The sequence below is a fragment of the Nocardioides marmoriginsengisoli genome, assembly GCF_003725695.1.
Taxonomy (GTDB): domain Bacteria; phylum Actinomycetota; class Actinomycetes; order Propionibacteriales; family Nocardioidaceae; genus Marmoricola; species Marmoricola marmoriginsengisoli.
This window is the reverse complement of sequence record NZ_RJSE01000001.1, coordinates 61192-77480: the sequence shown is the minus strand read 5'-3', so window position 1 is coordinate 77480 and position 16289 is coordinate 61192. Positions and strand designations below refer to the sequence as shown.

At 71.5% G+C, this 16289-nt stretch carries 18 protein-coding genes and 1 tRNA gene; 9 read left to right on the top strand and 10 right to left on the bottom strand.

Features of this window, described 5'->3' with window-relative positions; genetic code table 11:
* Nucleotides 1–16 precede the first annotated feature (16 nt).
* On the top strand, nt 17–883 hold the full coding sequence (pdxY, locus tag EFK50_RS00410; protein ID WP_123225573.1) for a pyridoxal kinase PdxY: 867 nt from the start codon (nt 17–19) through the stop codon (nt 881–883).
* A gap of 14 nt (nt 884–897) precedes the next feature.
* Here pdxY and EFK50_RS21970 read toward each other — a convergent pair whose 3' ends face one another.
* From EFK50_RS21970 to EFK50_RS00400, 3 genes are all read right to left on the bottom strand, one after another.
* Nucleotides 898–1365: an ImmA/IrrE family metallo-endopeptidase gene (locus tag EFK50_RS21970; RefSeq protein WP_183407628.1), complete on the bottom strand. Its 468-nt coding sequence runs from the start codon at nt 1363–1365 to the stop codon at nt 898–900.
* Nucleotides 1332–1733, bottom strand: coding sequence for a hypothetical protein (locus EFK50_RS21965; RefSeq protein WP_183407627.1), 402 nt, complete (start codon nt 1731–1733; stop codon nt 1332–1334). The genes EFK50_RS21970 and EFK50_RS21965 overlap by 34 nt, the downstream gene beginning before the upstream one ends.
* A gap of 305 nt (nt 1734–2038) precedes the next feature.
* Nucleotides 2039–2111: transfer RNA gene (locus EFK50_RS00400), tRNA-Thr, on the bottom strand.
* Between the two features lie 94 nt (nt 2112–2205).
* Here EFK50_RS00400 and EFK50_RS00395 point away from each other — a divergent pair.
* On the top strand, nt 2206–3966 hold the full coding sequence (locus EFK50_RS00395; RefSeq protein ID WP_221177222.1) for a glycoside hydrolase family 13 protein: 1761 nt from the start codon (nt 2206–2208) through the stop codon (nt 3964–3966).
* A 7-nt stretch (nt 3967–3973) separates the two neighbouring features.
* On the opposite strand, the gene EFK50_RS00390 is transcribed toward EFK50_RS00395, so the two are convergent.
* From EFK50_RS00390 to cysS, 3 genes are read right to left on the bottom strand one after another with little or no spacing between them, the layout of a single operon-like run.
* Nucleotides 3974–4432, bottom strand: a complete 459-nt coding sequence (locus EFK50_RS00390) for an RrF2 family transcriptional regulator (RefSeq protein WP_123225571.1) — start codon at nt 4430–4432, stop codon at nt 3974–3976.
* Nucleotides 4433–4487: 55 nt separating this feature from the next.
* Nucleotides 4488–5438 carry a 23S rRNA (guanosine(2251)-2'-O)-methyltransferase RlmB gene (gene rlmB / locus EFK50_RS00385; protein WP_123225570.1) on the bottom strand — a complete coding sequence of 317 codons (951 nt, stop codon included), beginning with the start codon at nt 5436–5438 and terminating at the stop codon, nt 4488–4490.
* Nucleotides 5438–6877, bottom strand: coding sequence for a cysteine--tRNA ligase (gene cysS, locus EFK50_RS00380; RefSeq protein WP_123225569.1), 1440 nt, complete (start codon nt 6875–6877; stop codon nt 5438–5440). The genes rlmB and cysS overlap by 1 nt, the downstream gene beginning before the upstream one ends.
* A gap of 73 nt (nt 6878–6950) precedes the next feature.
* On the opposite strand from cysS, the gene EFK50_RS00375 reads away from it, so the two are divergent.
* Complete coding sequence (locus EFK50_RS00375) at nt 6951–8264, top strand: C39 family peptidase (protein WP_123225568.1); 1314 nt, start codon at nt 6951–6953, stop codon at nt 8262–8264.
* A gap of 9 nt (nt 8265–8273) precedes the next feature.
* Here EFK50_RS00375 and EFK50_RS00370 read toward each other — a convergent pair whose 3' ends face one another.
* The gene (locus EFK50_RS00370; protein ID WP_246003960.1) at nt 8274–9815 is read right to left on the bottom strand and encodes a molybdopterin-dependent oxidoreductase; all 1542 of its coding nucleotides are present in this window, start codon (nt 9813–9815) and stop codon (nt 8274–8276) included.
* 47 nt (nt 9816–9862) lie between these two features.
* On the opposite strand from EFK50_RS00370, the gene ispF reads away from it, so the two are divergent.
* From ispF to EFK50_RS00355, 3 genes are all read left to right on the top strand, one after another.
* The gene (ispF, locus tag EFK50_RS00365) at nt 9863–10333 is read left to right on the top strand and encodes a 2-C-methyl-D-erythritol 2,4-cyclodiphosphate synthase (protein ID WP_221177229.1); all 471 of its coding nucleotides are present in this window, start codon (nt 9863–9865) and stop codon (nt 10331–10333) included.
* Nucleotides 10334–10436: 103 nt separating this feature from the next.
* Complete coding sequence (locus EFK50_RS00360; RefSeq protein ID WP_123225565.1) at nt 10437–11306, top strand: alpha/beta fold hydrolase; 870 nt, start codon at nt 10437–10439, stop codon at nt 11304–11306.
* Entirely contained in the window at nt 11303–12016 is a 714-nt protein-coding gene (locus tag EFK50_RS00355) for an IspD/TarI family cytidylyltransferase (protein ID WP_123225564.1), read from the top strand. Before EFK50_RS00360 ends, EFK50_RS00355 begins: the two co-directional genes overlap by 4 nt.
* Here the strand turns inward: EFK50_RS00355 and EFK50_RS00350 are convergent.
* Together EFK50_RS00350 and EFK50_RS00345 are read right to left on the bottom strand one after the other, a co-directional pair.
* Complete coding sequence (locus EFK50_RS00350) at nt 11997–12554, bottom strand: 2-C-methyl-D-erythritol 4-phosphate cytidylyltransferase (RefSeq protein ID WP_123225563.1); 558 nt, start codon at nt 12552–12554, stop codon at nt 11997–11999. The genes EFK50_RS00355 and EFK50_RS00350 overlap by 20 nt on opposite strands.
* A 98-nt stretch (nt 12555–12652) precedes the next feature.
* Nucleotides 12653–13138: a CarD family transcriptional regulator gene (locus EFK50_RS00345; protein WP_123225562.1), complete on the bottom strand. Its 486-nt coding sequence runs from the start codon at nt 13136–13138 to the stop codon at nt 12653–12655.
* Between the two features lie 243 nt (nt 13139–13381).
* Here EFK50_RS00345 and EFK50_RS00340 point away from each other — a divergent pair, with 243 nt between their 5' ends.
* The 3 genes from EFK50_RS00340 (at nt 13382) to EFK50_RS00330 (ending at nt 15432) form a co-directional block, all read left to right on the top strand.
* Complete coding sequence (locus tag EFK50_RS00340; RefSeq protein WP_183407626.1) at nt 13382–14059, top strand: UbiA family prenyltransferase; 678 nt, start codon at nt 13382–13384, stop codon at nt 14057–14059.
* A gap of 63 nt (nt 14060–14122) precedes the next feature.
* Nucleotides 14123–14692, top strand: coding sequence for a hypothetical protein (locus EFK50_RS00335; protein ID WP_123225560.1), 570 nt, complete (start codon nt 14123–14125; stop codon nt 14690–14692).
* Entirely contained in the window at nt 14689–15432 is a 744-nt protein-coding gene (locus EFK50_RS00330) for a phosphoglyceromutase (protein ID WP_221177221.1), read from the top strand. The genes EFK50_RS00335 and EFK50_RS00330 overlap by 4 nt, the downstream gene beginning before the upstream one ends.
* A gap of 149 nt (nt 15433–15581) precedes the next feature.
* On the opposite strand, the gene phoU is transcribed toward EFK50_RS00330, so the two are convergent.
* Nucleotides 15582–16235, bottom strand: coding sequence for a phosphate signaling complex protein PhoU (gene phoU, locus EFK50_RS00325; protein ID WP_123225558.1), 654 nt, complete (start codon nt 16233–16235; stop codon nt 15582–15584).
* Between the last annotated feature and the right edge of the window lie 54 nt (nt 16236–16289).

The following is a 16289-nucleotide window of genomic DNA, read 5'->3' as shown; positions in this document are numbered from 1 at the left end:
GTGGGAGGATCGGGGGATGCGCATCCTCTCGATCCAGTCCGCGGTCGCCTTCGGCCACGTCGGCAACAGCGCCGCGGTCTTCCCGCTGCAACGCCTCGGCCACGAGGTGATGCCGGTCTTCACCGTCCAGTTCTCCAACCACACCGGGTACGGCGCCTGGCGCGGGCCGGTCCTGGCCGGGACCGACGTGGCCGCGGTGATCGCCGGCATCGAGGACCGCGGCGTGCTGGCCGACGTCGACCTGGTGCTCTCCGGCTACCAGGGCAGCCCGGAGATCGCCGGGGTGATCCTGGAGGCGGTGCAGAAGGTGAAGCGGGCCAACCCCTCGGCCCGGTACGCCTGCGACCCGGTGATGGGCAACGCCACCAGCGGCTGCTTCGTCGACCCGGCGATCCCGCCGCTGATCCGCGACCAGGTGGTGCCGGTCGCCGACCTGATCACGCCGAACCAGTTCGAGCTCGGCGAGCTCACCGGCCGCCCCGGTCTCGCCGGCGACGACGCCCCGAGCCTGGAGCAGGTGCTGAGCGCCGCGGACGCGGCCCGCTCCCTCGGCCCGGAGACCGTCCTGGTCACCAGCGTCAGCACCGACACCGCCGCGGCCGACACGATCGGCCTGCTCGTCGTCGACGGCACCGGAGCCTGGCAACTGCGGACCCCGCGCCTGCCGATGAAGGCCAACGGGTCCGGCGACGTGACGGCCGCGCTGTTCGCCGCGCAGCTGCTGACCAGCGACCCGGCGACGGCGCTCGCCCGGACGGCGTCGAGCGTCTTCGACCTGCTCGAGAACACCCTCCGCGCCGAGTCCCGCGAGCTGCTGCTGGTGGAGTCCCAGGAGACCTACGCGCACCCGCGGCTGCAGTTCGAGGTCGAGCGGATCCGCTGACCTCGACGGCGACCTCAGGCGGGTTCGCGAACGCAGCGCCGGAGCAGGCCGCGGATGGTCCGGCGGTCGGCCGTGGTCAGCCCGGACTCCCGGACCCGCAGGGTCGCCGCGTCGACGACCAGCTCGGCGGCGACCTCCGCCGGCTCCCGGGTCCAGGTCAGCGCGGCGGCATAGTCCCGCAACGGGATCAGCCGGCGGGCCGCCAGGACGTTGGCGGCCGCCTCCTCGCGGTTCTCGTAGTGCCCCGTCACCGGGTGGGTGTGGTCGAGGTCGATGTGCGCGATCGCGTGCGCCAGCGAGCAGCGGCGGACCACCGGGCTGAGCGACCGCTCCAGCAGGATCACCCGCCGGACCGGGCAGAGGACCTCGGGGATCAGCCCGCCGAGGTCACCGGTGCCCACGATCCAGTCCGGGTGCCGGCGCGCGATGTCCGCGCGCGGGTCGTAGCTCAGCTGCCGCGAACCGTCTTCTCGATCTGCCATTCGATGAATCCCTGCGCCTCGGACTTGATCCGCTGCCACTGCAGGTCCGTGAGCCCGTCGGGCCGGCGGAACCGCACGGCATCGTCGTACGGATCTTGATCCTTGCCCTGACCACCGACAGTCGCTGCCGGATCCGGCGCCGGGCCTCCGGCCGCGATCGTCCGGAGGGTGCCCGCGGGCCAGCCGAGAGCTCGCTCGATCCGGCCCTGCGTGCCGATCTTCGGCCAGCGCTTCCCGTTCAGGAAGTCGCCGATCGTGCCGGGATCGGCGTTGGTCGCGGCCACCAGCTGGGTGTTGTTCCACTCCAGGTGCGCCATCCATGCGGCGACGGCGTCCGCCGCCCGCTGCTGGTTCTTGGTCTGAGCCATCCGCTCCGCACTCCAGTTGCCGCCGTTGCCTGAAGAACCGAGGGAACATCAACCGTCGCAGCGTTGTACACCAGGGCGTTTCCCAGGAAATTTGGTCCCTTTCGACCCGGATTCGGCGCACAATGACCGTCCAGAGTTCCTAGATGCGCATCGTTCTGCCGTGATAGACCCTGCGAACATCCCTGGGTGGCGGACGACAACCGGCGCAGATCGGCTCAAATAGGCAGCCGACTGTGGAACAAGCGGCAACTCGGCGCGCCTGTGCACGCCGGGACCGGCGTACCGGCTCAGGAACCCGAGGACCGAGCCGATGACAGGAGTCGAACCCGCGACATCCTCTTTACAAGAGAGGCGCTCTACCAACTGAGCTACATCGGCGCGCCGACCGAGAAGCCGACGGCGTCATCGTACCGACGCCGGCCCGTCCCGTTGTTGCCGGGAGAACTCCGGCGGCATCAGGAAGGATGGTCACGTGGACCCGCTGCTGCACGAACCGCACCACGACGGCTCCGAGCTGTACGTCGCCGAGTCCGCGCCGCTCGGCAGCCCCGTGCGGGTCCGGGTCCGCTCCAGCGTCCACCGCCCGCTGACGGCGGTCTGGCTGCGCACGGTCGAGGACGGCGAACCGTTCTTCACCGCGTGCACGCCCGCGGCCGCCGAGGGCGACACGATCTGGTGGACGGCCGACGTACGGATCCACCAGCCGGTGCAGCGGTACCGCTTCATGCTGGTGGCCGAGGACTCGTTCCGCTGGCTCAACCAGGCGGGGATCTTCGACCACGACGTCACCGACGCGCACGACTTCACCCTCAGCGCGTACGACCGCCCGCCGGCCTGGGGTCGCGAGGCCGTCGTCTACCAGATCTTCCCGGACCGGTTCGCGCGCTCCGCGCAGGCCGACCAGCACCCGATCCCGGAGTGGGCGGTGCCCGCGCAGTGGGGAGACCCCCCGATCCACCAGGGGCCGCACACGCCGCTGCAGTTCTACGGCGGTGACCTCGACGGCATCGTCGAGCACCTGGACCACGTGCTCGCCCTGGGCGTGGACACGATCTACCTGACCCCGGTCTTCCCCGGCGAGAGCAACCACCGCTACAACGCCAGCACCTTCGACAGCGTCGACCCGCTGCTCGGCGGGGACGCGGCGTACCGGCGCCTGATCGACGCGGCCCACGACCGCGGGCTGCGGGTGCTCGGCGACCTGACCAGCAACCACACCGGCGACACCCACGAGTGGTTCCGCCGAGCCGTCACCGACCCGGCGAGCACCGAGCGCGGCTTCTACTACTTCGCCGCCGACGGCAGCCACGAAGGCTGGAAGGGGCACGGCACCCTGCCCAAGCTCGACCACACCTGCGCCGAGCTCGGCGAGCGGTTCCGGGCGGTGGTCGCCCGGTGGCTCGACTTCGGCCTGGACGGCTGGCGCATCGACGTGGCGAACATGACCGGCCGGCACGGCGCCGTCGACATCGCCCACGACGTCGCCCGGGAGATCCGCCGGACCGCCGAGGCGGCACGGCCGGACGCCCTGGTCCTCGCCGAGCACGGACACGACGCGACCGGCGACCTGGACGGCGACGGCTGGCACGGCACGATGAACTACTACGGGTTCTCGTTCCCGATCTGGGAGTGGCTGCGCGACCCGCGGCGTCCGGTGCCCAGCTTCGGGCTCCCGGTGGACGTGCCCCGCCGCGACGGCACCGCGATGGTGACCGCGATGAGCTCCTTCACCGCGAGCTTCGGCTGGGGCGCCACCGCGACCAGCTGGAACATCCTCGGCTCGCACGACTCCCCCCGGATCCGTACGACGACCGGCTCGGCCGCACTGCACCACCTGGCCGCGGTGCTGCAGTTCGCCCTGCCCGGCGTGCCGATGATCTTCGCCGGCGACGAGCTCGGCCTGGAGGGCGTCGACGGCGAGGACTCCCGGCGGACGATGCCCTGGGACGAGCCGCTGGCGTTCAGGACCCGCACCCGCGAGGTCTACGCCGAGCTCGCGCACCTGCGCCGGGAGCACCCGGCGCTCCGGCGCGGCGGCCTCCGCTGGGTGCACGTCGACGCCGACCGGGTCGCGTTCCTCCGCGAGCACCCCGACGAGACCTTGCTGATCAGCCTCTCCCGGGACGGGTCGGAGCTCCCCGAGCTGCCCGAGATCGAGCGCGGCGAACCGCTGCTCGTCGTCGGCGAGGGCGGCGTCGCTCCCCGCGCCCGGATCTGGGAGGTCCGGGTCTAGCGGTGCCCTAGTGCGAGGTCCAGGCGTCCTCGTCCGCGGTCCGGTTGGTGACCACCTTGGGCAGCTTGCCGTCCGCCAGCTGGCGCACCGAGACCTGCTCGAAGACATCGCGCAGGGCATGCCGGCCGGCGATCCAGACGTGCTGCAGGACGGCCGCCGACTCGTTGTAGTTCACCGCCTCGGGACGGAGCCCGTAGACCGAGACCAGCGGGCCGTCGACCGCCCGGATCACGTCGGCGACCGAGATGTCCCCCGCGTCCTTGTTCAACCGCCAGCCGCCCGACTGGCCGCGCTGGGCGATCACCAGGCCGGAGCGCCGAAGGTCGGCGAGAATCGCCTGCAGGAACCCGTGCGGGATGTCCTGCAGTCGCCCGAGCTCCTCGGCGCTGACCGGCGCACCGTCGTCACGACGGGCGATCTCGATCAGCGCACGGAGGGCATAGTCGGACTTGGCGGTGACTCGCATGGACCAAGTCTCTCAGATCAGTCGAGTCAATGGGTTCTACCGCTCCGGGAGTCGTTCAGCCGAGGCGCTTCTGGGCGACGTCGTACAAGGCGATCGAGGCGGCGACGCCGGCGTTCAGCGACTCCAGCGAGGAGCTCATCGGCACCGAGACCAGCTGGTCGCAGGTCTCCGAGACCAGCCGGCCGAGCCCGTCGCCCTCGGAGCCGACCACGATCACCAGCGGACCGTCGGCCAGGTCGAGATCGGGAAGAGCCACCTCGCCGTCCGCGGCCAGACCGATCACCATGCAGCCGGCGTCCTGGTAGGCCTTCAGCTGCCGGACCAGGTTGACCGCCTGGGCGACCGGGATCCGGGCGGCGGCACCGGCCGAGGTCTTCCACGCGGACGGGGTCATCCCGGCCGCGCGACGCTCGGGGATCAGCACGCCGTGCGCGCCGAAGCCCGAGGCGGACCGCACCACGGCACCCAGGTTGCGCGGGTCGGTCACCGAGTCGAGCGCGACGATCAGCGGCTTCTCGCCGCGCTCGGCGGCGATCTCCAGGAAGTCGTCGGGGTGCGCGTACTCGTACGCCGGCACCCGGGCGGCCAGACCCTGGTGCACCGCGCCGCCGGTCATCCGGTCGAGCTCGACCCGGGGCACCTCCATCAGCGAGACCCCGAGGTCCGAGGTGAGCTGGAAGGTCTCCCGCAGCCGGGCGTCGCGCTCGGCGCCCTCGGCGACGTACACCGCCACCACCGGCATCTTGGCGCGGAGCGCCTCGACGACCGAGTTCCGGCCGGCGATCCACTCGGCCTCGCCCGGCTTCGCCCGCCGCTTGGGACGCTTGGCGTCGGCGCGGGCGGCGCGCTCGTTCGCCTTGTAGACCTTGTGGTTGGGGCGGTCCTTCGCCTTCGGGGTCGGCCCGCGGCCCTCGAGGCCGCGCTTGACCCGGCCGCCGGAACCGGCCGTCGGGTTGCCCTTGCCGGTCTTCTTGATCGCGCCCTTGCGGGAGCTGTTCCCTGCCATCAGCTACTACTCTCCATGGTCCACCGCGGGCCTGCCGGGGTGTCCTCGATCTCGATGCCGGCCGCCGCGATCTGGTCGCGGATCAGGTCGGCGGCGGCGAAGTCCTTCGCCGCGCGTGCGGTCTGTCGCTGGTCGAGCAGCCCGCGTACCAGGACGTCGACGGCGTGGGTCAACCGCTCCGAGGAACCGCCCCCGTCCTGCGTCCAGTGTGGATCAGCCGGGTCCAGACCCAAAACCGCGAGCATCCCGCGCACCGCGCCGACGGCCCCGGCGAGGTCGGCGACGTCCTGCGGATCCTCGAGGTCGTCGGCCCCGAGGAGGCGGTTCCCCAGCCGGACGGTGTCGAAGATCGCCCCGACCGCGGCCGGGGTGCCGAGGTCGTCGTCCATCGCGTTCCGGAACACCTCCGGCAGCTCGGCGTCGACCGCCTCGACCCCGGCCAGCTCCGCGCGCTCAAGGAAGTTCTCGATGCGTCGGAACGCGATCGCCGCGTCCTCCAGCGCCTCGAAGGAGAACTCCACGTGCGAGCGGTAGTGCGCCGCCACCATGTAGTAGCGCAGCTCGATGCCGCGGACCTTCTTGAGCACCTCGGGCACCAGCAGCGAGTTGCCGAGCGACTTGCTCATCTTCTCGCCGGACGTGGTGATCCAGGCGTTGTGCAGCCAGTACGACGCGAAGTCGCCACCGGCGGCCCGGGACTGGGCCTGCTCGTTCTCGTGGTGCGGGAACCGCAGGTCGACGCCGCCGCCGTGGATGTCGAAGGCGCTGCCGAGGTACTTGCCGGCCATCGCCGAGCACTCGATGTGCCAGCCCGGGCGGCCCCGGCCCCACGGCGCCGGCCAGGACGCGGTCTCCGGCTCGGTGGCCTGCTTCCAGCCCTTCCAGAGCGCGAAGTCCCGGGGGTCGCGCTTGCCGCGCGGGTCGGCGTCCTCGGCGGCCTCCATGTCGTCGATGCCCTGGTGGGTCAGCTCGCCGTACGCGGCCCACGACCGGACGTCGAAGTAGACGTCGCCGGAACCGTCCGGCGCCGGGTAGGCGTGGCCGAGCCCGATCAGCTTCTCGATCAGCTCGATCATCTCGGGCACGTGCCCGGTCGCGGCCGGCTCGTACGTCGGCGGCAGCACGTGCAGGTCGTCGTAGGCCCGGTCGAGCTCGCGCTTCATGTCGTAGGCGAGGTTGTACCAGGGCCGGCCCTGCTCGGCCGCCTTGGTGAGGATCTTGTCGTCGATGTCGGTGATGTTCCGGATGAAGGTGACGTCGTACCCGGAGGCACCGAGCCAGCGGCGCAGCACGTCGAAGTTCACCGCCGAGCGGACGTGCCCGACGTGCGGCTCGCTCTGCACGGTCAGACCGCAGACGTAGATACCGGCCTTGCCCGCGTGCAGGGGCACGAAGTCGCGGACCGCGCCAGTGGCGGTGTCATAGAGCCTGAGGGTCACCGGAGGAGTCTATTGTCTCGAAGGCGATGTGAAAATTGATCACTTATGTGACAGATGGGGTTACGGTTCCTAGGTGCGCTTCCCCGATCCACGCGCCCGGCTCGCTCGGGCGATCAGCCATCCGCGCGTCGTCGTCCTCCTGGTCACGACCGCCCTCGTGCTCGTCCCGCTCGGCGTGGCCGTGCACCGGCTCGCGCCGCAACCGGCGGACACCGCCCGGCTGACGGCGACGGCACCCGTCCCGAGCAGCTTCGCCGCGACCACCAGCGACGCCGACTTCGCGCGCGGCACCCGGACCGGCACCGCCATCGGCTCCGGCGCGGTCCGCCTCGGCAACGGCACGGCCACCCGCACCTGGGCCGGCCGGACCTACGAGTACGGCTCCTGGTCCTCGGCCTGGACGACGCCGGCGCGCACCTTCACCCGGCTGGTGCCGTCCTGGACCGCGACCACGCCGCCGGGCTCCTGGGTCCAGGTGCTGGTGCAGGTGCGCGACGGCGCCGGCAAGGTCAGCACGGCCAAGGACCTCGGCCGGTGGAGCACCGGCGACGCGATCCTGAAGCGGTCGAGCGCCGGCAGCCAGTCCGACAAGGTGGCCCGGGTCGCCACCGACACCGTGGTCGCGACCGGCCGGGCGCTGTCGTCGTACCGGCTGACCGTGCGGCTGATGCGCACCCCGGGCAGGTCCGGTCCGGTACTCACCGCGGTCGGCGCGGTGACCTCGACTCCGGCGACCTCGGTCCCGCCGACCTCGCTGCCGCTGCGCCGGACCGCGATCAGCCTGGCGGTGCCGCGCTACTCGCAGATGACCCACCGCGGCCAGGCGCCGCAGTACGGCGGCGGGGGCGAGGCCTGGTGCTCACCGACCTCGCTGGCGATGGTGCTCGGCTACTTCAAGCGGTTGCCGGCGGCCTCGACGTACACCTGGGTGCCGCGCCGGTACGCCGACCGGTTCGTCAACCACCTGGCTCGGCTGACCTACGACCACGCCTACGAGGGCACCGGCAACTGGCCGTTCAACACCGCGTACGCGGCGACCCGGACCGGCAACGCCTTCGTGACCAGGTTGGCGAACCTGCGGATGGCCGAGCGGTTCGTCCGGGCCGGCATCCCGCTGACGCTCTCGATCAGGTTCGCCCGCGGCGGTCTGGCCGGCGCTCCGATCTCCTCGACCCCCGGCCACCTGCTGGTGCTCACCGGCTTCACCGCGGCCGGCAACCCGATCGTCAACGACCCGGCCGCGCCCACGAACGCAAGCGTCCGGCGCACCTACGACAGGGCCCAGTTCGAGCGGGCCTGGCTGCGCGGGTCCGACGGGATGGCCTATGTGGTGCACGACGCGGCGCACCCGCTGCCGACGCGCCCGCGCGGCGTCCGCAACTGGTGACGCCACGCGTCAGCGTGACTCGAACTCGATCGTGTGCCACCCGGTGGCGCCGCTCGGGATGACGTCGGTGCGCACCGAGGTCTGGGTGTAGCCGGACTTGTCGGTGGCCCGCACCACCAGGGTGTGCCGGCCCTCGTCGACGTCGATGTCGCCGGCCCACTGCACCCAGGTATCGGTGTCCGGGGCGGCCCCGAGGCGGGCGCGCTGCCAGGCGCCGCCGTCCAGCTGGTACTCGACCTCGCGGATCCCGAGGTGCTGGGCCCAGGCGCTCCCGCCGATCGACACCCGGCCGGTGGCGGTCTTCGCGCCCTCCCGCGGGACGTCTATCCGGGACTGGGCCAGCACCGGGCCCTTCTCCGCCCAGCCGCGCTGGGTCCAGTAGGCGTCGACCTCGTCGAACGTGGTGACCTCCAGGTCGACCAGCCACTTGGTGGCGGACACGAAGCCGTACAGCCCCGGGACGACCATCCGCACCGGAAAGCCGTGCTCGATCGGCAGCGGCTTGCCGTTCATCGCCAGGGCGAGCATCGCGTTCCGGTCGCCGGTCAGCGCCTCCAGCGGAGTGCCGCAGGTCCAGCCGTCGTCGGAGGTCTGCAGCACCGCGTTCGCGCCGGGCTTCACCCCGGCCTCGGCGAGGACGTCGCTGATCTTCACGCCGGACCAGAAGGCGTTGCCGATCAGGTCGCCGCCGACCTCGTTGGAGACGCAGCACAGGGTGATCCAGTCCTCAAGGAGCTTGCCGCGGCCGCCCCGGTCCGGCGGCAGCATCCGGTCGACCAGGTCGTTGTAGGTGAGGTTCAGCTCCCGCTCGACCATGCCGTGGATCCGCAACCGCCACTCGCTCGGCGTGATCGTCGGCTTCGAGAACGCCGTGTCGATCAGGTAGAAGCGGTCGTTGGAGGTCCGCCAGGACGCGACCCCGGAGACCCCGACGCCGGCACCGGCCGGCACGGCCCCCCGATGGACCGGCAGCCGGAGGAGGTCTCGCGCCTGCTCGACCCGGCGCCGGCTCCGGCTGCTGAAGCCGCCGACCACCCCGGCCGCGGCGACGGCCGCGGCGGTGCCGCCCACCCGCCGCAGGAAGGTCCGCCTGGCCTCGTCGCTCAGCGACGGCTCGCCATCGGCGACCAGCGGAGCCGTAAGGACCCGGTGCACCACGATCCAGGTCACCAGGCCGACCATCACGGCGAAGCTCGACCCGACGGTGGAGTCGTCGAGACGGAGCACCGCCCCCAGCCCCAGTGCGGCGAGGACGAAGTAGAGCAGGTCGGGGAGCAGCGGCCGGGTCCGCGCCTCGACGCCGGCCCACGCGCAGAGCGCGAGCAGGATCGCCGCGGTGCCGCTGAGCAGGAGCGGCTTGTCGGCATGACCGACCCGCTCGATCAGCCAGTGGGCCAGGTCGTCCGGGGTGTAGTCCCGCACCAGGGCCGCCACCGCCTCGACCGGCCCGTTGCGCGCCTGGACGATCCAGACCGTGGCCTGGCTGGTCACCAGGCCCGCGATTCCGGTCAGGATCCCGGCCAGCGCCAGGGACCGTCGCGTGCTCTTCACGGCTCTATCGTCGCCCATCGACGCAAGGACCGGGCATGATCATCTCCGTGGACCTCCGGATTGGTATCGGCACCGACGTACACCGCCTCGTCGAAGGGCGTTCGATGCGGATCGCCGGACTGGATTGGCCGGCGGAGACCTCGGGTCCCGAAGGCCACTCCGACGGCGACGTGGTCCTGCACGCCGTCTGCGACGCACTTCTCTCCGCGGCCGGCCTCGGCGACCTCGGCAGCAACTTCGGGACCTCCGAGCCGGAGTGGGCCGGCGCCGCGGGGAACGCGCTCCTCGCCGAGACCCTGGTCCGGGTCCGGGCGGCGGGGTGGCAGGTCTCGAACGTCGCGGTGCAGCTGATCGGCAACCGTCCCCGGATGGGTTCGCGCCGGGCCGAGGCCGAGGCGGCGCTCGCGGAGGCCCACGGGATCTCGGTCTCGCTGTCGGCGACCACGACCGACGGCCTGGGTCTCACCGGCCGCGGCGAGGGGATCGCCGCCGTCGCCACCGCGCTGATCACCCGGTAGCCGCCGCGCGGCCCGAGGGACGGCCAGAAGTATCCGAGACACGGTGTGTCAGATACTTCACAATGCTCCCCGAAAGGCGCCGGAGCAGGCAGACTCGGATCCTATGAGGACTTTCGACGGCTTGCGCCTGGACGTGCGCACCTACGGGCCCGAGGACGCGCCGCTCACGGTGCTCCTGGCGCACTGCTGGACGCTCAACCAGGCCGACTGGCACTACCAGGTGCGCGACCTGCAGCGGGAGTTCGGGCACCGGATCCGGATCGTCACCTGGGACCACCGCGGCCACGGCCAGTCCGACGCCGCCCCGAAGGCCGACTGCACCATCGAGAACCTCGGCCGCGACATGGGCGACGTGATCGACGCGTACGCCGGCCCGGGCGCCCTGGTCCTCGCCGGGCACTCGATCGGCGGCATGACGATGATGGCGCTGGCCGAGCAGCGCCCCGAGGTGTACCAGCGCGTCGTCGGCGCCGCCTTCGTGGCCACCTCGTCCGGCCGGCTCGACACCGTCACCCTCGGCCTGCCGGAGATGGGGCCGTTCGCCAAGGCGCAGATCCCGCGGATCCTCGCCTTCCGGTCGCGCACCCTGACCCAGAAGGCCCGCCGCCGGGCGCCGATCATCGAGCGCCAGATCGTCCGGCGGTTCCTGTTCGGCAAGCCGATGCGCCTGGTCGACGCCGCCCTGACCGTCGAGGGAATCATCAACTCGCCCGCCGCGACGATGGTCGGCTTCTACGAGAACTGCATGCTGCACGAGCGCACCGACGCCCTGAAGGTGCTCGACGGCGTGCCCACCCACGTGCTGGTCGGCACCCGCGACGTGCTGACCCCGCCGTCGCACGGCCAGCGGATCGCCGACGCCGTCGACGGAGCCGTCCTGACCGTCGTACCGGAGGCGGGGCACATGCTGCCGCTCGAGCGCGACGAGCTGGTCTCGGGCGTGCTGATCAGGCTGATCCGCCCGCACCTGTGAGCCCGCGCATCGCGATCGTGCTGCTCGCCGCCGGGTCGGGAAGGCGGGTCGGTGCCGAGGTCAACAAGGTCCTGCTCCCCCTGGACGGGGTGCCCGTCCTCGCGCACAGCCTGCGCACTGCGCTCACCCTGGAGAACGTCCACCGGATCGTCGTGGTGGTGCGCCCCGAGGACCGGGACGACGTCACCGCCGCCCTCGCCCCGTACCTCGGAGCATCGCCGGGACAGGCGTCCCAGCCGGAGGTCTGGCTGGTCGACGGCGGCGCCGAGCGGCACGACTCCGAGGCCCGCGCGCTGCACGCCCTGCGACCCGGGATCCAGGCCGGCGAGGTCGCCGTGGTGGCGATCCACGACGCCGCCCGGCCGCTGGCGTCGGCCGACCTGTTCCGGTCGGTGATCGGCGTCGCGGCCGAGCACGGCGCTGCGGTGCCCGCCGTCGGGACCGGCCGGCTCAGCACCCGCGACGGCGCCCTCGCGCCCGCGAACCTGGTCGCCGTGCAGACCCCGCAGGCCTTCGACGCGCCGGCCCTGCTCGCCGCGTACGACGCCGCTGCCGAGGAAGGGTTCGGCGGCACCGACACGGCCGCCTGCCTGGAGCGCTACTCGACGATCGCGGTGCGCGCGGTCGACGGCGAGACGACCAACCTGAAGGTGACCTTCGCCGAGGACCTCGCGCTCGCCGGTCAGCTGCTCACGCCAGCGAGCGGCTGAGCCCCTCCAGCACGAGCAGGTCGTCCTTCGAGCCGATCCGCCGTCCGATCGCCGGAGCCTCGAGCCACTCCAGCTCCCCGTACGACGCCAGCCGCGCGACCAGCTCCGGCAGGTCCGCGGCATCGAGGGAGTCGAGCTCGGCCAGCACCGCCGGCGGGATCACCACCGGGGACGTCACCGCCCGCAGCCCGTCCCGGTCGACGGTGGCGCCGAGCAGGTCGCCGTCCCGGCGCTTCACGGTGTCGGTGACCGGCCGGTAGCCGACCACCGTCCGCCCGGTCTCGGCGCCGAGCTCGACGGCCCGGGCCAGGAAGTCGGCCGGCAGCAGCGGGCAGAGGGGGTCGTGCAGCAGCAGCGGTCGCCCGGAGGCGCGCACCGTCGCGAAGTCGACCGAGGCGTCGAAGAGCTGGACCCCCGCCTCGCCGACAGCCCACGAGGCTGCCGCGACCAGCGACTCCCCGTGCACCAGCAGGAACGGCAGCGACCCCCGCCCCTCGAGCGGAACCCAGCCCAGGGCCGGCACGTCGTCCTCGTCCACCCGCCCACCCTAGGCCGAGCGTCGTGAGCGTGCCGGCGGCGCCCGCCGGAAAGCAGAACGCCCCCGGTCGCTGGACCGGGGGCGTTCTGGTGAGACCTCTAGGAAGCGAGCACCTCGTCGAGGATGGCTTCCGCCTTGTCCTCGTTGGTGTGCTCAGCCAGGGCGAGCTCGGAGACCAGGATCTGACGAGCCTTGGCGAGCATCCGCTTCTCGCCGGCCGACAGCCCGCGGTCACGCTCACGACGCCACAGGTCGCGGACGACCTCCGACACCTTCATCACGTCACCGGAGTGCAACTTCTCCAAGTTGGCCTTGTAGCGCCGAGACCAGTTGGTCGGCTCATCCGGGACGATCGCGCGCAGCACGTCGAAGACCCGGTCCAGTCCTTCCTTGTCGACCACGTCCCGAACCCCGACCAGGTCGAGGTTGCAGGCGGGGACCCGGACCACCAGGTCCTGCTGGGCCACGATCCGGAGTACCAGGTACTCCCGCTCCTCGCCCTTGATGGTGCGCATCTCGATGTCCTCGATGATGGCGGCCCCGTGATTTGGATAAACAACCGTTTCGCCGACGGTGAAAGTCATCTGCAGTTAACCCCTTTCAAGGTGACCAGTCTAACACGCCGAACCGCGAGTCGATTTCGCGTTTGTGCAGGTCAGAGCGCTAATGAGGGCTTGACAGGGACCTCGAACGTATGCGTCCGCGGAACAGGACCGAAGCCGTTCGCGCCGCGTCGGGCTCCCCGCGAGCCGGTCGGTATGGATAGTTTTCGTCCCATGAATGACGCGGTTTCCTCGGCGGGCCCGGGACAGCGACTGAGGAACGCGGTGCGCACGACCCACCCGAAGCAGGCGGTGTGCGCAGCTGCCGTGGTCGGGATCCTCGCCGCCGCCGACGGGCGCCCGGCCCGGGAGCTCCTGATGGCGGCCGCGGCCGTCCTCGTCGTCCAGCTCTCGCTGGGGATCTCCAACGACCTCTGCGACCAGCAGCACGACTACCGGGCCCAGACTCCCGGCAAGCCGATCGCCGGAGGTCAGGTCCCGGCGGCCAGCGCGGGCTACTGGATGATCGTGCTGGTGCTGCTCGCCGTACCGCTGTCGGCGTACAACGGCGTCGAGAGTGCGATCGCCCTGCTGGCGACGCTCCCGATCGGCTGGATCCACAACCGCTGGCTGCACCGGACGGCGTTCTCGTTCGTCGGCTGGACGCTGACCTTCGCGCTGATCCCGGCGTTCCTGTCCTACGGCACCTGGTCGGGCAGCGGCAGCGACCAGGCACCCACCTGGGCGGTGACCGGGGCGGCTGCCGCCGTCGGGTTCTGCGTGCATTTCGTGACCACGCTGGGAGACCTGGTCGCGGACAACAAGTCCGGAGCCCGCACCCTGCCGCTGCGGATCGCGCTGCGGATCGGCGCACCCCGGTTGCTGCTGGTCACGATCGTCATCACGGCCGCCGCGGTCGCCGGTCTCGTCGTGGCCGGGCTCACCGTCGGGCTGCGTCAGTGAGACGGTAGGCTGCTGCGCGCATCACCCCTTGTTTTGCACGCCCTCCGAGAGGACCGAGTTCTCGTGAAGCCCCCCGTCCTGAAGAGCACCACCCGGCGTCGTCTCGCGATCGGCGCCGTGCTGCTCGTCCCCCTGCTCGGAGCGTGCGGCTTCGGTGCGCAGACCGACCAGGTGTACCAGGCAGCGGTCGGGGTGAACGACCACTCCGGGGACGTCTTCGTCCTGAACGCCGTGATCGTCAGCGGCACCGACGGCTCCGGCACCTTCGCCGGCACCCTGGTCAACAAGACCGACGACGTCGTCCAGGTCGGACCGGTCACCGGTGAGGGCATCACCAGCGAGACCGGCGGCGGCGAGACCCTCGAGGTCCCGGCCAACGGCCACAACAACCTGGGCGCGCCCGGCGAGACGGTGCCGCCGGCGAAGCTGACCATCGCCGGTGCCGCGGACGCGATCACGCCCGGCAAGTACGTCAAGCTGGTCTTCACGTTCTCCGCCGGCCCGTCCGTCACGCTCACCGTCCCGGTGGTCGACGCCTCGGGCGACTACGCCGACGTACCGCTGCCGGCGCCGGCCAAGGACGACAAGACGTCGGAGTCCGCCGAGTCGGACGCCTCGACCGACGCCGAGTGATGGCGACGCTGATCCTGCTCCGCCACGGCGAGAGCGACTGGAACGCGAAGAACCTCTTCACCGGCTGGGTCGACGTGGCGCTGACCGAGAAGGGTCGCGCCGAGGCCGTCCGCGGCGGCGAGCTGCTCGTCGAGGCGGGGCTGCTGCCCGACGTGCTGCACACCTCGCTGCAACGCCGGGCGATCACCACCGCCCACCTGGCGCTGGACGCCGCCGACCGGCACTGGATCCCGGTACGCCGCTCCTGGCGCCTCAACGAGCGCCACTACGGCGCGCTGCAGGGCAAGGACAAGAAGCAGGTCAAGGACCAGTACGGCGAGGAGCAGTTCATGCTCTGGCGCCGGTCCTTCGACGTCCCGCCGCCGCCGCTCGACGACGCCGACGAGTTCTCCCAGGTCGACGACCCCCGGTACGCCGACCTCGGCGACGACCTGCCGCGCACCGAGTGCCTCAAGGACGTCATCGCGCGCCTGCTGCCGTACTGGGACGGCGAGGTCGTTCCGGACCTGCAGGCGGGCAAGGTCGTCCTGATCGCCGCGCACGGCAACAGCCTGCGCGCGATCGTGAAGCACCTGGACGGGATCTCGGACGAGGACATCGCCGGACTGAACATCCCGACCGGGATGCCGCTGGTCTACGAGCTCGACGACGCGATGCACCCGACCGTCCCCGGTGGGCGCTACCTGGACCCGGAGGCGGCGGCCGCTGCTGCTGCCGCGGTGGCGAACCAGGGCAAGTAGGACTCAGCACGCCTCGCTGCGCTCAACAACTCCCTCGCTCGGCACAACCACGAGCAAGCTCGCGTTGGCCTCGCTCAGTCGATGTGATCGCTACGCTCAACAAACTCCCTCGCTCGGCACAACCACGAGCAAGCTCGTGTTGGCCTCGCTCAGTCGATGTACGTCGGCTGCTCGCCGGTGACGAGGAAGACCACGCGGCGGGCGATCGAGACCGCGTGGTCCGCGATTCGCTCGTAGTAGCGGCCGAGCAGGGCGATGTCGACGGCCGGCTCGACGCCGTGCTTCCAGTCCGAGCCGAGCAGCTCGCGGAACGAGGACCGGCGGAGCTTGTCCATCTCCTCGTCGACCTGCTCGAGCTCCTCGGCCGCGGCGACGTCGGAGTCCGCGATCACGTGACCGACCTTGGCGATCATCACCTCGGCGACGGCCGCCATCCGGGCGATCGTCGGGACCACCTCGTCAGGGACCGCGACGTCGGGGATCCGCAGCCGGGCGATCTTCGCGACGTGCACCGCGAGGTCACCCATCCGCTCGAACTCGCTGACCATCCGCAGCGAGGCGACCAGCATCCGCAGGTCACCGGCCACGGGGTTCTGCAGCGACAGCAGCTCGAAGCTGCGGTTCTCGATCGTCACCCGGAGGGCATCGATCGCGGCGTCCTCGGAGATCACCTGCTCGGCCACCCCGGCGTCACCGTCGAGCAGGGCTCGGGTGGCGTGGGAGACGGCGTTCCCGACCAGGCGGGTCATCGTGAGCAGGTCGTCCCGAATCGAGTCGAGCTGGTCTGCATAGGCATCGCGCATGAATCAGAGCCTAAAGCGGGTTGGTGAACAACGGGAGACGATGTGTGAACGGGG